17 protein-coding genes are annotated in these 19,068 nt (G+C 35.1%); 4 read left to right on the top strand and 13 right to left on the bottom strand.

The features are described from left to right. The first annotated feature begins 69 nt into the window (after window positions 1–69). Entirely contained in the window at window positions 70–438 is a 369-nt protein-coding gene (locus BM383_RS16925) for a winged helix-turn-helix transcriptional regulator (protein ID WP_093026338.1), read from the top strand. 112 nt (window positions 439–550) lie between these two features. Here BM383_RS16925 and BM383_RS16920 read toward each other — a convergent pair whose 3' ends face one another. Genes BM383_RS16920 through BM383_RS16905 form a run of 4 tightly spaced genes read right to left on the bottom strand, consistent with a single transcriptional unit; the run spans window position 551 to window position 3,956 of the window. Continuing rightward, window positions 551–1,573: a YncE family protein gene (locus BM383_RS16920; RefSeq protein ID WP_143106457.1), complete on the bottom strand. Its 1,023-nt coding sequence runs from the start codon at window positions 1,571–1,573 to the stop codon at window positions 551–553. 7 nt (window positions 1,574–1,580) lie between these two features. Further along, complete coding sequence (locus tag BM383_RS16915; RefSeq protein WP_093026336.1) at window positions 1,581–2,195, bottom strand: O-methyltransferase; 615 nt, start codon at window positions 2,193–2,195, stop codon at window positions 1,581–1,583. A 38-nt stretch (window positions 2,196–2,233) separates the two neighbouring features. After that, on the bottom strand, window positions 2,234–2,941 hold the full coding sequence (locus tag BM383_RS16910; RefSeq protein ID WP_093026335.1) for a LytR/AlgR family response regulator transcription factor: 708 nt from the start codon (window positions 2,939–2,941) through the stop codon (window positions 2,234–2,236). 4 nt (window positions 2,942–2,945) lie between these two features. After that, entirely contained in the window at window positions 2,946–3,956 is a 1,011-nt protein-coding gene (locus tag BM383_RS16905; protein WP_093026379.1) for a sensor histidine kinase, read from the bottom strand. Window positions 3,957–4,152: 196 nt separating this feature from the next. Between BM383_RS16905 and BM383_RS16900 the strand changes: the two genes are divergently transcribed. Next, a complete protein-coding gene (locus BM383_RS16900; RefSeq protein WP_093026334.1) occupies window positions 4,153–6,510 on the top strand; it encodes a TonB-dependent receptor in 2,358 nt (785 codons plus the stop codon). A gap of 106 nt (window positions 6,511–6,616) precedes the next feature. On the opposite strand, the gene BM383_RS16895 is transcribed toward BM383_RS16900, so the two are convergent. From BM383_RS16895 to BM383_RS16865, 7 genes are all read right to left on the bottom strand, one after another. Continuing rightward, window positions 6,617–7,729: a dipeptidase gene (locus BM383_RS16895; protein ID WP_093026333.1), complete on the bottom strand. Its 1,113-nt coding sequence runs from the start codon at window positions 7,727–7,729 to the stop codon at window positions 6,617–6,619. A gap of 18 nt (window positions 7,730–7,747) precedes the next feature. Further along, entirely contained in the window at window positions 7,748–8,590 is an 843-nt protein-coding gene (locus tag BM383_RS16890; protein WP_093026332.1) for a DUF2911 domain-containing protein, read from the bottom strand. A 151-nt stretch (window positions 8,591–8,741) separates the two neighbouring features. Beyond that, entirely contained in the window at window positions 8,742–9,731 is a 990-nt protein-coding gene (locus BM383_RS16885) for a carboxylesterase family protein (RefSeq protein ID WP_093026331.1), read from the bottom strand. Between the two features lie 79 nt (window positions 9,732–9,810). Then, complete coding sequence (locus BM383_RS16880) at window positions 9,811–10,296, bottom strand: DUF2271 domain-containing protein (RefSeq protein WP_218157962.1); 486 nt, start codon at window positions 10,294–10,296, stop codon at window positions 9,811–9,813. 12 nt (window positions 10,297–10,308) lie between these two features. After that, window positions 10,309–11,838 carry an ankyrin repeat domain-containing protein gene (locus tag BM383_RS16875; protein ID WP_093026330.1) on the bottom strand — a complete coding sequence of 510 codons (1,530 nt, stop codon included), beginning with the start codon at window positions 11,836–11,838 and terminating at the stop codon, window positions 10,309–10,311. A 14-nt stretch (window positions 11,839–11,852) separates the two neighbouring features. Further along, window positions 11,853–13,199 carry a DUF4374 domain-containing protein gene (locus BM383_RS16870; RefSeq protein ID WP_093026329.1) on the bottom strand — a complete coding sequence of 449 codons (1,347 nt, stop codon included), beginning with the start codon at window positions 13,197–13,199 and terminating at the stop codon, window positions 11,853–11,855. 30 nt (window positions 13,200–13,229) lie between these two features. Then, a complete protein-coding gene (locus BM383_RS16865; RefSeq protein WP_093026328.1) occupies window positions 13,230–15,575 on the bottom strand; it encodes a TonB-dependent receptor in 2,346 nt (781 codons plus the stop codon). Between the two features lie 170 nt (window positions 15,576–15,745). On the opposite strand from BM383_RS16865, the gene BM383_RS16860 reads away from it, so the two are divergent. Then, on the top strand, window positions 15,746–16,711 hold the full coding sequence (locus tag BM383_RS16860; protein ID WP_093026327.1) for a helix-turn-helix transcriptional regulator: 966 nt from the start codon (window positions 15,746–15,748) through the stop codon (window positions 16,709–16,711). A gap of 181 nt (window positions 16,712–16,892) precedes the next feature. Here BM383_RS16860 and BM383_RS16855 read toward each other — a convergent pair whose 3' ends face one another. Further along, the gene (locus BM383_RS16855; protein ID WP_093026326.1) at window positions 16,893–17,819 is read right to left on the bottom strand and encodes a hydrogen peroxide-inducible genes activator; all 927 of its coding nucleotides are present in this window, start codon (window positions 17,817–17,819) and stop codon (window positions 16,893–16,895) included. Window positions 17,820–17,928: 109 nt separating this feature from the next. On the opposite strand from BM383_RS16855, the gene BM383_RS16850 reads away from it, so the two are divergent. Beyond that, complete coding sequence (locus BM383_RS16850; RefSeq protein WP_143106456.1) at window positions 17,929–18,570, top strand: ankyrin repeat domain-containing protein; 642 nt, start codon at window positions 17,929–17,931, stop codon at window positions 18,568–18,570. A gap of 201 nt (window positions 18,571–18,771) precedes the next feature. Here BM383_RS16850 and BM383_RS16845 read toward each other — a convergent pair. Next, a partial coding sequence (locus BM383_RS16845) for an OmpA family protein (protein ID WP_143106455.1) occupies window positions 18,772–19,068 on the bottom strand: 297 nt, incomplete at its 5' end.

The following is a 19,068-nucleotide window of genomic DNA, read 5'->3' as shown; positions in this document are numbered from 1 at the left end:
TAATTATTATAGTTGCAAAATTAATTTGAGTTCTTTTTATTTGCAATAACTATACAAAACGATAGTACTATGAAACCAGAAGAATGTAAAGAAGAAACTGTTATGTTTAAGGGGATTTCATTTCCATGTACCGTTAGCCTTGCTATGAGTTTAATAGGAGGTAAATGGAAAGCGGTTATTTTATATCATCTTATGAATGGGTCTAAAAGATATCACGAATTACGTACTGAAATGCCTACCGTTACAGAAATGACACTTAGCATACAATTAAAACAGCTTGCAGAAGATGGTTTGATAAAAAGAAAAGTGAATGGATCTAAACCACCTTTAAAAGTAACCTATTCATTAACTGCATTAGGAAAAACAGTTATCCCTGTTTTAAATAATTTGACGGATTGGGGTAACTATTTGGCAAGAATATCTCCCTCACCTAAATAGATTTGATTCTTAAAAAACTTTCATTGTTCAGTTATCTATGAAATAGTTTACGAGAGAAGAACAAATATGCCGTGTCAAAATAATTATTCAATACCTATATTTTCTGAATCCTTTAATTAATCCATGCCATACCATCAGGTCTGGCTCCTACAGAAAATCTTCCTACCTCTTTCATCTCATCTAAATCTACTACCGCAATATAACCATCTATAGGACATGAGATAAAAACACGATTCAAAATCGTATCCATAAGCATTTCTCCTCCTTGAGCCATTTTAAATGTTGCTACTTTTTTACGGGTGGCAACTTCATACTTTACTACTTCACCGGTAGCTACACTAACTATTACAGCAAATGTATTATCTGGTGTAAATTGCAACCTATGCGCTCCTTTGATTCCAGTTTCTAATTGAATTTTTTCCTCAGGATTCTTTAGATTAATTATGGTTAACAAACCTGTAGGCGTCACAGCCCACAATTCTTCTTCATTATTTGTAACATCAAATCCTTCTACGCCTATTCCAGCATCTATAAGCTTCTGTTCCCAATCCCAATGAGATTTTGCATTTGGAGGTAATTTACCAGTGGGCGGTACAGTAGGTTCCAATAAAGTATGTTTAAATATACTTATGGTTCCAGATTGAACATTAGTTGTATAAAAAGATTGTTGATCTGGCGATACATGAATCATGTGTGTTACATCTTGCCCAGTACCCATTGTCCAGTCGAATGTTTTAGATTTTATATTGTAGCAAACTACAGTTTTAGAACCTTGTGCTGTAAACCATAAATTATCGCCTATTAATTGTAATCCGTGTGGGCCTAAAAATGGTGATGTATCAATATTTTCTAATGCTTGATGCTGTTCTAAATCTATAACATTTATTTCATGTAAATCACTGTTTCCTGGATTGGAAATGTACGCAGTCTTGCCATCATCAGTCACCACCACTTCATGCGTATTAGGTCCTGCAGGTATGCTAACCAAGGTTTCAAAAGTTGTGGCATTAACAATTGATAAAGTATGCTCTGCTTTAGAAACTGCTACCAAATACCGATTAGATTCTTGAGCTACAACAACACAACTAGTACAAAATATACACAATATCAGCACCATATTCCTTATATTTTTCATACTAACTCTAATTTAATATTGAAATTAACATACGCCCTTCAAACAGAAAATTGGAAGTAAAACTTGATTGCGATAACATATACTTTACGTAATCTTGACAAGCTGCTTTATCTGCATTATCTGCAATCACTACGGCCTTTTCACTTAATTTTGGCGACAATCTTTTGAAAATGGGTAAGTACAAATCTTTAGCCCCATCTAAAAACAATAAATCAATACCTGCTGTTACACTCAGTAACGTTCCTAAAGCATTTCCTTCTAAAATTGTGGTATATGCATCCAATCCTGCGCTATATAGATTGGCTTTCGCCTGAATTACTTTATGAGGCTCAAATTCTGAACTAATCACAGCACCTCCATTATCTTTTGCGGCTGCAGCTAGATAGATTGTAGAAATACCAAATGAACAGCCAAATTCTACAATATGCTTTGCATTTATTTCTTTAGCCACCGCATTTAAATATGCTCCCTCTTCCTTGGTGACAGACATATACGCGGTTTTCTTAGATTGCTCCATTCCTGTCTGCTTTTCCAATAATTTTCTATTCTGAAAATCTTCAATAGATTTTCTATGTAAGTCCTGCAATAAGTGGCTGACTTTAGCCGAATGTAAAGTATCCATGGTTAATTTAGTTTATAAAATTAAGGATGTATCCAGCTTTATTTTCCAAGCACTTCCTTTAAAAAATCATCTTTGTACGATCTTCCAATCGGAATTTTAATATCATCCTGTAACACCACTACATTGGTGGCTATTTTTTGCACCTTTGCCAAATTGATGATATACGATTTGTGCATTCTGTAAAAACCATTTGGCGTTAACGTATCTGCCCAATACCGCAACGAATCATAGGTTAAATGTTTCTTTTGCTTACTCACGTACACCTCTGTAAAATCTGCATCTGATTTGATATAGATGATTTCATTCAATGGCACTCGAATGTGTTCATAGCCTGTTTTAATGTAAATTTCTTCTTTTACTGCTTCAGGAGCAGTCAGTATTTCTGTAGGCTTTTCGGTTTGTTTAGTAGGTACTTTTTTAACGGCTTTTACAAAGCGTTCAAACGAAAAAGGTTTTAATAAATAATCTATCACGCTGTATTCGTAACTTTCCAAAGCATACTCGGGAAAAGCTGTAGTTAAAATTACGTTGGGTTGGCGTTGTAACGTTTTTAGAAAATTGAGTCCGGATAGTTTTGGCAAGTGAATATCTAAAAAAATTAAATCCACTGAATTTGATTCTAAAAAGTGCATGGCCGTTAAGGCATCTGAAAAAGTACCTAACAAGGTAAGCGCACCAAAATCAGTAATGTATTTTTGCAGCAATCGTTGTGCTGGCGGTTGATCTTCAATAATAATACACTTCATCTACTTAAGATTTTAAACGCATTTTTAAGGTTACGGTATACACTTCTTCTTGAGGTTCTATCACTAATTGATAGTCATCTTCATATAAAAAATCCAAACGTTTGCGCACGTTTTGCAACCCAATTCCTTTGCTTAAATTATCATTATTACTCTGTAAACCAAAGCTATTTTTACACTGAAAGAACAATTCATCTTTCTTTACATGTAAGGAGATATGAACAAAAATGTTGCTAGACTGGCTTGCTGTACTATGTTTAAAAGCATTTTCTATAAATACATTGAGAATCAATGGAGCTATTTTGTATGTACTCACTACTTCCGGAACATCGAGTATCACTTCTCCTCTATTTTCAATCTGAAGTTCGTTCAGTTTTGTGAAATTTTGAACGTGTTCAATTTCCTTTTCTAACGGAACAAAATCTTCTTTACAATCGTACAACATATAGCGCAAAACCGAAGCTAGTTCTAAAATAATAGATGGCGTTTTCTTTGAATTTTCTATAGCGTACGAGTAGAGATTATTCAAATTATTAAATAAAAAATGCGGATTGATCTGTGTTTTTAAAAACTGCAACTCGCTCTCTTTTACCAAGGTTCTAAGTTTATTTAATTCTTGCTGTTTTTTCACAGAATCCCAGGCGAATTTAAACCCTACCAACAGCATCATTACCGGTAATACATCTATAAAAGTGTACACCACATTTCCAATTATTCTACCACGGGTATCAGGAAAAAAAATAGGTTCTAAAACGCCTTCTTCCATCAACATCAACCAAAAAACCACCCCTAAAACACTTAAAGCAAATAGCTTATACTTTTCATGATAGAAAAATTTAGGTAACAAAACATAACTAATAAACATTGCTGCACTTGCGTAATTAAGGTAATAAAAGGGAGTCCATAGTGCTATAGTACACTTTGGCACCTCTATAGCATACGAAAGAAATAAAATCAGGTTTAAGATTACCTGAAAAATAATTTCCTTTTTATGACTCAAATTTTGTTCGCTCTGCATATTCATACTCCAAAAATAAGATATATCGTAAGAAAAAATCAATCAACTATTTCAACAACCAAATTATACCATTAAACAACCATTTGTAGCCTGTGTTACGTTTCCGGTGCTCATTGTGCCGTTCAAAGAAAAAGTTACCTACTATACTATGGTTACTTCATATTTGTATTGAAAAATTAAAACACCCAATTGAAGAATGAAACTGAATAGTATTCTTATATGCTTATTCCTGACTTTAGGATTACAGGCTCAACAAATTAAAGTGGTTGGAACTGTAAAAGAAGCTGGTAGTCAACAACCTGTACCTTATGCTGCTGTGGCTCTAAAAAGTAGCAGCGACCAAACGGTACTTACCGGTGCTACCACAGATGATAACGGCCATTTTGAACTGATGAGTCCGTCTTCTGAAATTCTTGTTGAAATTACGTTTATGGGTTTCAAAACCAAAACCATCAAAAATATTTCTGTTAAAAACAACAACATTGATCTGGGAATAATTCTTTTAGAAGAAGATGCGCAACAACTAGACGAAGTAGTTGTAGAAGGCGAAGTTTCTCAGACGGTTTTTAAACTAGACAAACGCGTATTTAATATTGGTAAAGATTTAAGCAATACCGGGGTTGGTGCTTTAGATGTATTGAGTAATGTACCTTCTGTAAACGTAAGTATTGAAGGAACCATTAGTTTAAGAGGAAGCAGTGGCGTAGAGATTTTAATCAACGGAAAACCATCGGTTTTAGCAAGTGAAGAAGGAAATGCGTTGGGAACTATTACTTCGGATATGATTGAAAGCATTGAAGTGATTACCAATCCGTCTGCCAAATACAATGCAGAAGGTACGTCGGGAATTATCAATATCATTCTGAAAAAAGATGATCGACAAGGCACCAATGGTTCAGTTACTCTAAATACAGGTATCCCAAACAATCATAGTTTAGGATTAAGCATTAATCGCCGTAGTGAAAAGTTTAATTTGTTTAGTCAATTAGGCGTTGGCCGAAGAACACGCCCAAGAGAAACCGAAATGGAAAGTGTAGATACCAGTTCAAATTCGGTAGTAACCAGCAAAGGAGATGGCGATAAAAATGAAACGTTTGTCAATTTTACCTTAGGAACAGATTATATCATCAACGATAACAACATGATCACACTTTCTGGTAATTATGCCTTTGAAAAAGAGGATGAAAACTATAGCACCCTATTTAATACGTACGAAAATGACGAACTCACCAGCACGTACGACCGTAGAGAAAATGTAACTGCCGATAATCCTAAATATCAGTTTGAATTTAATTACAACAAAGATTTTGACCGTGACGAAGACCAAAAACTAATTTTTAGTGCGTTGGGTAATTTCTTCGGAAAAGATCAATCTTCGCAATTTGATAATTTGTACTCTTTTGGAACTATTGAAGATACCCAGCAACAAACAACTACCGATTTTAAAGAATCTGAATATACCTTCAAACTTGACTATACACACCCTATCAATGACATTCACTCCATAGAAACCGGAGCGCAATACATTTTGGATGATGTATCCAACGATTATGCCATTAGTAATTTAGAAAATGGTGAATTTGTTATTGATGAAGATTTATCCAATGTTTTCAACTTTACCCAAAACGTTCTAGCTTTTTACGGAACCTATGCATACGAGAAAGAAAAATGGGGTGTAAAACTTGGAGCACGTATTGAAAATACCCACGTTAATACGTTATTAGAAAACACCAACGAAGAAAATACAAAAGACTATACCAACCTATTCCCAAGTGCACATACATCGTATAAATTTTCAGATAATGTCTCTTTACAAGCCGGATATTCTAAACGTATTTACAGACCACGTTTGTGGGATTTAAATCCGTTTTTAAACATTCAAAATCAATATAGTTTACGTAGCGGTAACCCAAATTTAAATCCAGAATACACCGACTCTTACGAAATTACCAATATTTACAAAATTGGTAAATTATCACTAAACATTGGTGCTTATTTTAGACATACCGATGATGTCATTGAACGCATTGTAACCTACGAAGGAAACGTGAGTACATCTATGCCTGCAAACATAGGGACCAATGATGCTTTTGGAGCTGAATTGAACGCCAAATATGTACCTACCAAGTGGTTGACCTTATCATTAGACGGAAATTACAATTCTTACAGTAGAAAAGGAACTTATAACACTCAAGTTTTTGATTTTGATGCAGATCAATATACCACCAAATTGCAAACCAAGCTTAAACTTCCTGCAGATGTTGATTTAGAATTTTCTGGAAATTACAATTCATCTTACGAAACCATTCAAGGAGAACAATCAGGCACTTGGTTTATGGATGCCGGTCTACGTAAAAAAATATTCAAAGGAAAAGCTATTGCAAACTTAAGTGTGCGCGATGTATTTGCCAGTAGAATTCAAGAAACCTACACCTACCAAACCGATTTTTACCAAAGAAACTGGAGCAAAAGAGGTCGATTTGTAACTTTCGGAATCAGTTTTGGTTTTGGAAAAGGAGAAGCTATGGAATTTAGCAGTGGAAAAAGACATTAATTTAAATCCGAAAAAAGCATTACAAACAACACAACACTAATTGGTGTTGCATTTCCCCTTCATTTTTCAAGTACAGCCATTTAAAAGATGGCTGTACTTTTTTTGTTTAGGTAGTTGCTAATTCAAAAATTCGAGCATAATTGCCTCCTATTATTTTAAGAATTTCATCATGATGAAAACCTTTCGCCAACATGGATGTTACCAAACTTTCTAGTAAACCATTTTCCATGCCTTTAAAGCAACTATTGGTTGCATTTCCAAAACGGTGCTCTCCTTTTGTTGGGTTTATCATTTTTGTATCTGTTCCAATAGCTACATGATCTACTCCCATAACATCAACCAAAGCTGCGATGTTTACAGCCATATCGTCTGTATTGTTGGCTAAGTGAGTCCAAACGCCAACTACCCCATCTGCTTCTGCTACTCGTTTGGCTTGTTCTTTACTTATCAAACGTGGCATCATCATGTTGGCCATACGCTCATCGGTTCCTAATTGTGTATTCAATCCCGTATGAGAAATGAGTACCGGCGTATCTAAAAGTTCAATTGCTTGGTTAACAGCAGCATCGCTACAATGCGCTAAATCTACCACCATGCCTAAAGCACTTGCTTTTTTAATCACTTGTTTACCTAAATCGGTGAGCCCCCCAAATTGAGGTTCGTTGGTGTAAATATCTCCCAATGGAAAAGCCGATTGTGCATCGTGCAATAATCCAAAATGACGTAAACCTCGCTCGTAGGCAACCTCCAAACGGTCTACATCATCTTCTATAAAAAGTCCGCCTTCCACGGCTTGAATTACGATAGGTTGTTGCTGTTTTTTAGCTTTCTTCCAATCTTTAAACGTTAAGGCTCGTTTCATAGCATTGGCTTCCAACAACGCATCCATTTCGTTCATAGCTGTAGTAAAACGTTCAAAAGCTTCTCCTTTATACGCTAATTTTGGTCGGTCTACGCAAAACGTCATTCCGATAGCAGATAAACCAGCAGTTTTCATTTGCATAGGTAATGCATTCTTTTCATTGGAAAAATTTGCGGTATCAAAGGGCACATCTACATGATTGTGCATATCTATACTTATAGCCTCTGCTAGGATTTTTACCACTGCATCTTGCCATGCTTCCTCCATACTCCACCCAATGGTTGGTAGCATAGCAGCTCCAATGGTTCCTAATCCTAGAGAGGTCATAAAGTTTCTTCTATTCCAGGTCTCTTTCATTTTTAAAAATGGATGTATTTATAAATTTTCTATGAAATTTTCACCTATAGTTACATAATCTTGATTACCAAGTTTCGTTGCTTTTTCAATCAACAATTTGGCTGTAGCTTTGGCTTTTTTAGTCTCCCCTAGTTTTTCGTAGATCTGTGCTTGTAACCAAAACATGTGTAACATATTGGCATGTTTTTCATCTGCAGTTGCTTTTTCTATCCAAGTCTTTGCTTGGTTTAAATCTCTATCGGTATCAAAATAATATTGAGCAGCTGCATAATATGGCTTGCTATCTTGCTGGAAAATCGCATCTATTTGTTTTGTAATTTTTGAATCGATATCTGTTGAGATAGGAACACTCACCAAACTATGATCCCAACGTAATTGTAGCTCACAACTGTTTAAAGTAAACTTAGCAAAATCAATACTAAAGGTTTCCTCTTGCACCTGTAGTTTGGTAACCGGAATAGTAACACTAGCTATATCGTGTTCTTTTTGATACTTGCTAGGTAAGTTTACATTAAGATCCGATGTTAAAATTACAGTCCATTCGTTCTCATTTGGGATACTTAATAATCCGTACGTTCCTTTGGTTACTTTGGTTGTTCCAAACGTTACTGCATCTGTAAACGTAATGGTGGTCGCTCCATTGGCTCCTGTTCTCCACAATTTTCCGTAAGGAACAAAATCTGTTCCTATGGTTCTTCCTTTTAATCCCGGTCTACTGTAAGCAACTTCTATACTACCAATGGCAAATTCTTGAGTGAGGTGCTGGGTTGGTGATGGTTTTGGAATTTCTAGTTGTTGTGCTTGCAATGCAGTTACACTCATAACTGCGACAGCGATGGAAGTAATTACCCTATTTTTCATGTTGATTCTATATTTTAATACCCCAAGTTGCTTATTAATTTTACAGATTGGTTGCTAAATTCTTTGAACAACCGAACGCTTCTTGTAAACAACAACAGCAACCTACACGTTGCAGGTTGCTGTCTTATCAAAATATGCTCATAAATAATTGTTATTGATGCTGTTGAAACAGCCAATCTCTCGCAGGGGTAAGCATATAAGCATAATCAAAAGAATACATATGCTCTGCTCCACCACGGCTTTCGCTGCTTGGAGGAACCGTTCCTTTTGTAAACTGAACCATATGTATGTTTGCATCACTTTGTAGTGCTTCGGTAATGGCAGTATTTTTATCTTGTTCTGAAGCTTTTGCCGAAAACTTAGACGTAGTATAAGGTACTTTTACCGCTGTAAGCATTTCTTTTACTTCCTGCATACCACCTGAAGCTTTTTCATCTCCTTCGGAAGTGATATAGAAAAAATTTTCTTTTGCCAAAGGTTGCAGTACATTAATATCCCATTGACTCCCCACAAATAACTCTGCAGCAAACAAATCTGGATATTTGGATGTAAGATAAAATGAAATCATACCTCCCATAGATTGTCCTGTAGTATATATTCTGGTGGTATCTACATTATAAAAATAGATTACATCTTCTAGTAGATGCAAAACAGTAGCTACTTCGTTACTTGTTTCAAAATCATCATTTACTGCGGCTTCGGGTCCTTTGAAACTTGGTACTAAAACAAAACTTGGGTGTTTAGCCTGTTCTTCCGCTGTTGCCCAAATTATACCTCCATATCCTTGCATCAAAGGCGCTTTAACACCTTTACCTACCGTACTGGCATCTGCCATAAAAAGTACTAGTGGATATACTTTGGTATCGTCATAATCTTTCGGGATATAAAGATTATATTCCATAGTAACGCCGGTTTCCTTATCTTCAAAACTAAAGGTTTTGAACGTTGGAGCTACTTTTTTTCGCATCGCTAGCAAATTAGTGTCATACGATTTATCTACGCCTCCATACGAAGAATCCCAAGTGTTGGTAGTTTCCTCTGTGTTTGCTTTTTCTACCGCTTCAATCTCTTGTTTTTTATCAGTAGTACATGATACCAAAATGCTGATTAAAAGCATCAAAATCATTTTAGATCTAACCATAATTTTCTTTTTATTACGATGTTAAGTTGAAATTCAGCATGGAAAATTCTTTTTCTTTGAACAACTTAATACGTACTCCTTAATGCATTATAAAACGTACATAACGCAGATATCCTGTTCCTTCATGAGAGCCATTGAGATTCTCGGTGGTTAACGGAATACGAAGTTCGTTTTCATAATATTTATTGTGCTCTACAGCGCTTTCTACTTGAATACTATAACCTTTATCTACATAGGTTTGCGCTATTTTAAAGGCTATAACACTTCGATCTCCCGGTGTAATGGTAGCACCACTGATGGCATCTACATCGCTGTCTTTGCCAATACTGGTATACCAATTTACTAAACTATCATACCAGCGTTCTTCATCTCCAATAACATACAAGGTTTTTTGATAATTTCCTGCTTCATCTACCAATGAAATGGCTATATAAGCGCCCTCGCCAGCATATTTTTTGGTTTGAACCAAACATTTTACGGTTAATTCCTTTTCTTGAAATGGCTCGCTTGTAAAACTTAAACAAACCAAACTAACGAAAATACTTATTGCTATATTCAATTTCATACCCTGGTTGTTTTATGGTTTTAAGAAATCTAGATTCACATGCTTCTTTTTCAAGGTTTCATTTTCTTTTGCCAAATCGTAAGCTGTTTCTCCAAAATCCGTTTGTTGCGTAACATCTGCTCCTTTATCAACAAAATAGTGTAGTACTGCAACATCATCTGTGTTCAATGCCGCAATGTGTAGTGCTGTAGCTCCTTCGTTATCTTTTTGATTTATTGGAATTTTATAGGCTGCTAGATGCTTTAAAAGTTCCAAGTTATTTTTAGTAGCAGCCAAGTGATAAGCAGTTTCTCCATTGCCTTGAACTTTTGTAAAATCTACACCAGCCTTTTGTAATAAATCCATTTTAGCATAGAAATTTGCACGCTCTTTTTCAATAATTGTTCCTCTAAAACCTCTACCTCCTTTTCTCTCCACAGGAAAAGATGCTAATAACGTATACACTAAAGTATTCCCTCTTGCATCTGTTACCTTTGCCTTGGCTCCGTTTTCTAAGAGCAATGCAACAGTTTCTGCCGTTCCGCTTGCTACAGCGTTCATAAGAATAGTTTCACCTTTAGCATTTGAAATATTGATGTTTTTCTTCTGAAAGCTCGACCACATGGCTTGCACTACATCAAAGTTTTTACCTCCGGCTGCTATGAAAAATGGTGAAGTTCCTGAAAGGTCTTGCTTATTTACATCTACTCCTTTTCCTATGAAATAATTGACAACCTCTTGTTGATCTCTTTTTTTAGCAATGTAGTGCAACGCATTTTTCCCTTCTTTATCAGTAGCTTTTGCATTCAACTTTAAATTTTCAACCAAGTACTGAAAGATTTCTAAGGTATTTGCACTACGGTATGTACCTTGGGCTGCAATGAGTAATGCATCATCCGAAGGTTTTACGCCCAATTGTATTAATTTTTCAAACTGTTTGATGTCTCCCACTTTAGCAGCATGGTCAAAAGCTGTATGTCCATATTTATCTACACTATTCCAAGACAAACCTTTAGCTACCAAATACGAAGTTATTGTTAAATCTTTATCATAAGGTATTGCAATCAATAGGATATTGGCATCATCTTTAGCGGGGTATTTGCGCTTTAAATCGATACCATGTTTGATAAATACATCAATCATTTCCGGCGTTAAATGCCCTTGAAATCCAGCAAAAGTAAACGCAGTGTGTCCGTTACCATCTAAGAAATACATATCAGAACCTTTGTTTAATAAGGCATCTACGGCTGCTACTTGACCTGCATTGGCCGCTAAGTGCAAATAAATTCTACCCTCCACAATCAGTTTTTTAACATCTACGCCGGGCTGCGATAATAAATAGGTTAAAACCTCTGGTGCTGCTTCGTTTCGGATTGCATAGACAATAGGATCTTGCATACTTACCGTTTTAGAAAAATCAAATCCCTTGTTTACTTCGGCTTTTACGCTCGCTAAAGAAGGTTGACTTTTCCAAAAATCTTGCTCTATTAATTTACTTTGTGCGTGTAAAGTAGAGAGTGCCAAAAACAGCACTCCTACTCCAAGATTTATTAATTTTTTCATTTTGATTTACTTAATTACTCTGCCGGCGTATAGCTTAGTACTCCAATAGCTGTTACATCATCTGCTTGAACTTCGATACCTTGTGTTGCAATTCCTGTAGCGGGATCTATCTCATAAATATGCGGATAAGCTCCAGAAATTGTCACAGGTATATACATCATACCATCATACCCGTAAGGATCTCCTACAGAAACAATAGCATCTTTAGCTGGCATAGCACCATTTACCCAAGTAAATGTTTTTTCTTCCATTTTAACAATACCATACTGAGTTGCTGCTGCGGAACTACCAGAAGGTTCTAAATCATTGTAAAATTCTAACAAGAAATAATCATCTGTTATATGCCATACCTGACGGAATTTGTACCCATCACTTAAAGATTGAATATCAAAATAGTAATCATCATCAAAGTCTGTAGCTCCGTCATTTATACGTAAGGCTCCTGCATTTTTGGTGGTATTAGAATCATAAGATCCCGAAAATACATATACATTATTATCATCGTCTTTAGAAATCATAGAATAGTAGCGAGATCGGTATCTACCTGAAGCATAACTAATTCTATCATCTTTGTATATACGTTGTAATTCTAAGTTTTCATTAAACGCTCCTACCCAAACACTGTCTGGAGAACTCACCACAGTAGAAGCATCACCAGCTTCATCATATTGCACTTCACTCATGACCAAGCCCGATAAGAACTCTCCGTTTCCTAAATCTACAATTCCAGAAAAGTTAGCTTGTTGACCATTACCTGCCATATCCAACGTATTGATAGATTTTTCACTTACGGTTAATGAATTATCTTCATTGAAGTGAATAAAATTAAATACAGTAGCATCTGAACGTTCATGACCTTCATCATCTAGTAACGGATTTCCACTTTCGTCTACAGGTGTTTGTCCGCTGGCACTGGTTAACGCATAATCACCAAAGAAGCCATAATTTGAAAAACGAGTAGTTAATTGAAACCCTTGCGAGCTTCCAAAAACATTTAATTCACCCGTTTCATCCAAATCATAGGCAACACCAGTTCCTGGATCTCCTTGATTGTAAATCAATCCTAAAGCCACTGAAGGATCATCGTTAAACAACCATGTTTGAATGCTGCTTTCCATCTCTGTACCGTTTCCTACTACAGACGTTGAACCTTCGGAAACTCCATCAGTTAATAGCGCATACTGACTTTCACCCGCCGCTGCAGAAATAAAAAATCTATCTGTTGCTGCAGTAGTTCCTCCACCGCTCTCACCGCCTGTGTCGGTATCATCATCACTACAAGATGCTAGTAATGCTATACACACTAAAGGTGTAACAATACTTTGTAGTCTTATTAGTTGAAATACATTCTTTTTTTTCATCTCTTCTAAAATTTTTGAGTTAGTAATGTGTTAATTCGTTTTTATAAAATAGTATCTGAGTTTTATAGCAAAACTTCTTCCCGGTTTCTGTAAACTATAATTATCATACAAGAGTTCGTTGGTAAAATTTTGAGTTTCAAGACTTATGTTGTACATCCCATTTTTTAAAGAAAGGGTTGCACTAAAATCATGTGAAAGTTGGGTAGGAATGGTAATCTTTGAGTTAGACGACCCGTAACTTTCCCAATACCTGAAGAATTCATGAGTGTAATTTAAGTTATATTGAAATTGAAGTCTATTCTTCTTATTATGAAAAACATTGAGTAATTGATACGACACTTGTCCATTTCCGAACAAATACGGAACGTTGGGCATTCTGTCTTCATAATTTAAGGCAATGGTATTATTGGTGGTATATTTTTCTCGATTGGTAACACTTTGGTAGGTTGCATTTCCTCCTATTACCAAACGTTTATTAAATACGTACTGTAACTCGGCATCAAACCCTATGGTTTTTACTTTTCCATGGTTGGTATAGTAAGCTCCTCCATAACGTTCTTCTATAACTCTCCTTATATAATCTTGTGTGTTTCTATAGATAAAACCAGTGGTAATAAAAAAGTCGTGCTTTTTAGCAAAAGTGCGCTGATATGTTATGTTGGCATTGATGTTATTGCTGTGTTCTGCCTTTAAAGATGCGTCACCAGCTTCTATCAATTCATCACCAAATAATTCGTTTTGAGAAGGCAATCTATATGTTTTCTCATAAGATCCTTTTAACTGTAAATCTTTTGCTAGTAAATAACTCGCTGTAGCTCCATAACCTTCTACATTGTAATTGGTACTATACAGCTCGTAAGATGCATGGTTAGGATCATCATTTCCATTTACGTTTACAGGGCCTGTAACATCTACATAGTAATATTTTCCAAAAGCAGAAACATTCCAAATATCGTTAGGTCTATAGTTGTAAGCCGCTCCTAAAACATTCTTTATACTTATTTTATCTAAAGAAGCAGATGATGACGTATTATCTAAAACTTCGGTAGCATTATCACTATTTCTAACAAACTTGCTCCAGGTGTTATTAAGTGAAAAATGATGCTTCTTTGAAGGATTATACACTGCATTGAAACGTGCTGTACTACTCGTATTATTAAACTCTGACAAGGTATAAGCGGCTTCTCCTGATGATGATTTAGTTTTATAATCTCCTGCCCAATTGTACTGTCTTGCCAGCGTGTCTAAACTATTGTTCTTTACGCTACTATAATTTGCATTAGCTGTTATATCTAAATGCTTAATGAATACATTTTTCTTACGGTATTGCATGGTAGCCATACGTGTTTTGGCATTGCGCTCTACACCACCAAAAGCTATTTTCATCAATGCTGAATTTTGCACTTGATTATCTTCATTCCCCAAGGTTCCACCAATTAAAAATAAATCTGCCCATGATTTGTTTACAAACCCAACTTTCGCTATTACCGTTTCGTTATGGTAACGGTCATGAAAGCGCTTGAACCATTGTGGTTCATCACTATAAACTCCGGTATCTAAATTGAGTAAATATGTTTTTACCTTATAATTATTATCGGAATAATTCTGAAAAGCATTCAAACGAAATGTAAAACCAGATTTACCGGTATAATTTACGTTCACATTAGATTTATGTGTATTGAATGATCCATAAGAATAGGATGCATCTACGTTAGTTTGCGGTTTGTTATTGGTTACAATATTTATAGCTCCACCCAATGCATCTGCTCCTAATTCAATAGGAACTACTCCTTTATAAATTTCGATACGCTCTGCAAGGTTTACCGGAATGTTATTAATTTGAAAAGCCGAACCAAATCCCTGCATAGGCATACCATCCATAAAAATTTTCACATGCCTACCACTAAAACCATTCAAAGAAATAGAAGCGTTAGAGCCTACGCCACCTGTTCTTCTAATTTTAACCCCGGAAGCGGTTTCTAGCACATCTGCTAAATCTGCAGTAGTATTGGCCATTTGTTGTGCATCTATAGCCACCACGTTATAGGCAGATTCCTTTACATTTTGAAGTAAGGATTTAGCGGACACTTCCACTTCATCTAAAGAAGTACTTTTATCTAATACCAAATTGAAACTTATACTCGGTGTCTGTGCAGATACCTCAATTTCTATAACTTGCTTGGTAAACCCTACAAAAGAACATGATAGGGAATGTTTACCTTCTTTAAGGTATAACTTAAAGCTACCTTTACTATCGGTTACTGCATAAATAGGACTATTTTCTATAAAAACAGTTGCCCCTTCTAATGGTTTTCTTAAATGATCTAAAACAATTCCTTGAACCAATTGCTTTTTGTGATGCTGTTGTTGAGCCATTCCAATCTGTTGTACACAGCATGTAAACAGTAGTACACAGATGATATAGAGGTGTTGAATTCGCACTTATTTTTATTTAAATTAATTCTAAATTATCTTTGTACAAAGATGAACACCCTTATTTTCTTAGTCATAGCTGAAAAGGAAAATAAAATAACACTATCAGAAATATGTTGTTACAATCGTACTACCCAGAAATAGATACTGTATATTATAAAATAAATCTAGAAGGTTTACAAAGCAATACCAGCTTACCCTTTCATGTAGGTTTTAAACACTTAGAGAATCATATAGAAGGTCGTGTATTTGCTCATCAAAATTTTTGTATAGTTCACAGCAAACGAAATTTTAAGCAACAACTTTTAGAACAAGTTTCTATAAAAGGAGCACATATAAAAATAGCATACCTTAAAAGAGGAAACATACAAATTACCAGAATCAATCAAGATCAAAACAACATTTCACACGGAAAGGTTCACATTGGTTTTGGTAATATAGTAGAGAATGCAGTTCATATTCCTTCAGGATATTCTGAATCTATTTTACTATTTATACCATTAGATTTTTTTAATAGTACTCTAAAAAAGGCTTCATGGTACTTTGAAAATGACATCTACAATCACATTTATCATCATCAAAAAGAAGATCCGGAAATTGGAACATTTGCTGCCGATGTAGCTTTGCATAAGTTGTTTGAAGAAATGATTCACCTACATGAACAACGTGCTTTAAAAGCTCAGTTTATGGAACTAAAACTTCAAGAATTATTATTGTACCTTCATGAACATCCTCACATAACTACAGACCGTGAGGCACAAATTCATCCACTTATCAAAGAAAAGCTTGTACAGGCAAAAACGTATATAGATAAGTATTATATGAAAACTCCAACACTGAAATTTCTTGCCAGGCATATTTTATTGAATGAAATGCAACTGAAAACAGAATTTAAAAATCTATACGGATATACAGTACGTTCTTACATCATTCAATTAAAAATGGAAAAATCGTTGGAACTATTAAAAACATACCCAGTGAATGAAGTAAGTACTCGCTTAGGCTATAGAAGTACCTCGCATTTTATTTCAACATTCAAAAAATACTACGGAACTACTCCCGCTGCTGCAAAGTTATAGTTCTAGACTAAGGGGAGTTGGTATTTTTAAGCAATGGTTTGCCAACTAGAATACAAGTTTTTTATACTTAAAAATAAATAACAACTCACTACTATCATCAATAAAAAAATCAGTTTGGCTAGCATTATTCAACATCTAGTTAGTATTGATGTTTCTCTATATATTCATTTAATTTCAAACATTATCTCCATTGAACAGTGAAGTATTCATGAGATTTGGTAAAATGATCTGGTACAGAATGAATAATACTATCGCGCAGTTCTTTCAAGAGTACTTCTTTGGTGAAACTCCCATGAACTACCATTCCTATTTGTCTGGCAGGTTGGGGATCCTTAAAGGGACGAACCCATTTCTGATCTTGAATATCAATTGCCAATTCAGGAATTAATGTAAATCCTTTATGATTTTGAATCATACGTTTAAGCGTCTCTATAGATCCTGTTTTAAATTGGATAGGTTGGGTAGTCTCTTGGGCATTTGTTTGACAAACATTTAGTATTTGATCTCTAAAACAATGCCCTTGCTGTAAAAGCCATAAATCTTCTTTTGGAAGTTCTGCCGCGTCTATAGCTTGCTTTTTTAATAACTTATGACCTTCGGCTGCAAAAACCCAAAATGGCTCTTGAAATAATTTTATTTCTCGCAATTGCGGAATGTGTGTAGGCGTTACTAAAAGTCCAATATCTAGCTGTCCCACTCGTAACTGTTCTAAGATTACATCGCTTTGTAATTCTAAAATTTCAAGAGATACTTTGGGAAGTTTCTCTTGAAACACCTTTAAAAACAACGGCAAAATATAAGGCGCCAACGTGGGTATAATTCCTATTTTAAAATTCCCTTCAACAGATTGCCTATCTTGATTCACCATTTCTTTCAGGCCTTCCACTTCTCTTAGTATTTGTCTTGCCCTTACAATAAATCGAGCTCCTTGTGGCGTTGGTTCAAGTGGTTTTACACTCCGGTCAAAAAGTGTTAAATGTACCTCTTCTTCTAACTTCTTTACTTGGAGCGTTAATGTAGGTTGTGCTACAAAACAACTTTCCGCTGCTTTTACAAAATGTCTATGCGTATCCAAGGCTACTACATATTGCAATTGTTGTAAAGTCATACCTATATTTATTTTTTAAATATACATTACAAATATATCAATTTGATAAATAAATGTATAATGAAGAGCTTTGCATCAGAAAATTATTCAGATATCAAAAGAAAAACTTATGAAAACATTTTTATCATTATTTATTGGTCTTGTAGTAACGTTAAGTAGTTTTGGTCAACAAACTATTTTTGATGCTGCTCAAAGTGGAGATATTGCTGCCCTGAAATCCATAATTACTAAAGATGCTTTAGCTATTAATAAGCAAAATAATGAAGGATACACGCCTTTAATGTTAGCCGTTAATAATGGGGATCTCAATACTATAAACTACCTTTTAAAAAACGGAGCTAATGTAAATGCTCAAGATCACTCCGGTAATACTGCATTGATGAGTGCTGCTTATAAAAACCACACCACTATTGCAAAACAACTATTAGCTTATGATGCTTCTGTTGTTGTAATGAATTTTGATCAAGCTACAGCACTAACGTTAGCTACTCAGTATGAAAATTATAAAATTGCAGCTTTACTTTTAGCACATGGTGCTAATGTTCATACCAAAGATTCTAACGGAAAATCAGCGCTAGATTATGCCAAATCTCAACAAAATAAAGATTTCATAGAATTAGTAACTAATCAAGGAAATAAAACCAACAAAGTGGAGACAAAACGAGTTGGGTCTTATATGAGTAATTCTATTAAAACACTGGAATTACATAAAAACAAGCCTACACAAATAGCCGGATGCTATATGCAGTAGAATTATATTCCAAAATCAATTTTTAATCACCCCAAGGAGTCCTGTGAAATCAATATTTCACGGGATTCTTTTTGTTGAATTCCTTTAAAACTATTCAATATACATCTGGAACTTCGGAAAAAAATAAGACCGCTTATAAGCGGTCTTATTACCATCCAACATTATTTGACTAAAACTCTATGCTTGTTTTAATCTATAATACTATTTCAGAATAATAAAATCTGATCTTCTGTTTTTAGCGTGATCTTCTTTGCTACACTTGTTTTTACAGTCTACAAGCGGATTGCTTTCTCCAAATCCTTCGCTACTTAATCTTTCTTTAGCGATGCCTTTAGAGATCAAGTATTGTACGGTTGATCTTGCACGTTTGTCGGATAATTCTAGGTTGTATTTTTCACTTCCGCGAATATCAGTATGTGTTTCTACTTTTACTTCCATCTGTGGGTATTTGTTCATAATACCTACCAGTTTGTCTAGCTCAAATGCTGCTTGTTGCGT

It is taken from the genome of Pustulibacterium marinum, assembly GCF_900116665.1.
In the GTDB taxonomy this organism is placed as follows: Bacteria; Bacteroidota; Bacteroidia; order Flavobacteriales; family Flavobacteriaceae; genus Pustulibacterium; species Pustulibacterium marinum.
This window is presented reverse-complemented; position numbering and strand designations above follow the sequence as displayed.

What these genes read in the sequence shown, in the direction of transcription:
- BM383_RS16925 (WP_093026338.1), top strand. Translation starts at nt 70, where the DNA reads ATGAAACCAGAAGAATGTAAAGAAGAAACTGTTATGTTTAAGGGGATT.
- BM383_RS16920 (WP_143106457.1), bottom strand. Translation starts at nt 1,573, where the DNA reads ATGAAAAATATAAGGAATATGGTGCTGATATTGTGTATATTTTGTACT.
- BM383_RS16915 (WP_093026336.1), bottom strand. Translation starts at nt 2,195, where the DNA reads ATGGATACTTTACATTCGGCTAAAGTCAGCCACTTATTGCAGGACTTA.
- BM383_RS16910 (WP_093026335.1), bottom strand. Translation starts at nt 2,941, where the DNA reads ATGAAGTGTATTATTATTGAAGATCAACCGCCAGCACAACGATTGCTG.
- BM383_RS16905 (WP_093026379.1), bottom strand. Translation starts at nt 3,956, where the DNA reads ATGCAGAGCGAACAAAATTTGAGTCATAAAAAGGAAATTATTTTTCAG.
- BM383_RS16900 (WP_093026334.1), top strand. Translation starts at nt 4,153, where the DNA reads ATGAAACTGAATAGTATTCTTATATGCTTATTCCTGACTTTAGGATTA.
- BM383_RS16895 (WP_093026333.1), bottom strand. Translation starts at nt 7,729, where the DNA reads ATGAAAGAGACCTGGAATAGAAGAAACTTTATGACCTCTCTAGGATTA.
- BM383_RS16890 (WP_093026332.1), bottom strand. Translation starts at nt 8,590, where the DNA reads ATGAAAAATAGGGTAATTACTTCCATCGCTGTCGCAGTTATGAGTGTA.
- BM383_RS16885 (WP_093026331.1), bottom strand. Translation starts at nt 9,731, where the DNA reads ATGGTTAGATCTAAAATGATTTTGATGCTTTTAATCAGCATTTTGGTA.
- BM383_RS16880 (WP_218157962.1), bottom strand. Translation starts at nt 10,296, where the DNA reads ATGAAATTGAATATAGCAATAAGTATTTTCGTTAGTTTGGTTTGTTTA.
- BM383_RS16875 (WP_093026330.1), bottom strand. Translation starts at nt 11,838, where the DNA reads ATGAAAAAATTAATAAATCTTGGAGTAGGAGTGCTGTTTTTGGCACTC.
- BM383_RS16870 (WP_093026329.1), bottom strand. Translation starts at nt 13,199, where the DNA reads ATGAAAAAAAAGAATGTATTTCAACTAATAAGACTACAAAGTATTGTT.
- BM383_RS16865 (WP_093026328.1), bottom strand. Translation starts at nt 15,575, where the DNA reads ATGGCTCAACAACAGCATCACAAAAAGCAATTGGTTCAAGGAATTGTT.
- BM383_RS16860 (WP_093026327.1), top strand. Translation starts at nt 15,746, where the DNA reads ATGTTGTTACAATCGTACTACCCAGAAATAGATACTGTATATTATAAA.
- BM383_RS16855 (WP_093026326.1), bottom strand. Translation starts at nt 17,819, where the DNA reads ATGACTTTACAACAATTGCAATATGTAGTAGCCTTGGATACGCATAGA.
- BM383_RS16850 (WP_143106456.1), top strand. Translation starts at nt 17,929, where the DNA reads ATGAAAACATTTTTATCATTATTTATTGGTCTTGTAGTAACGTTAAGT.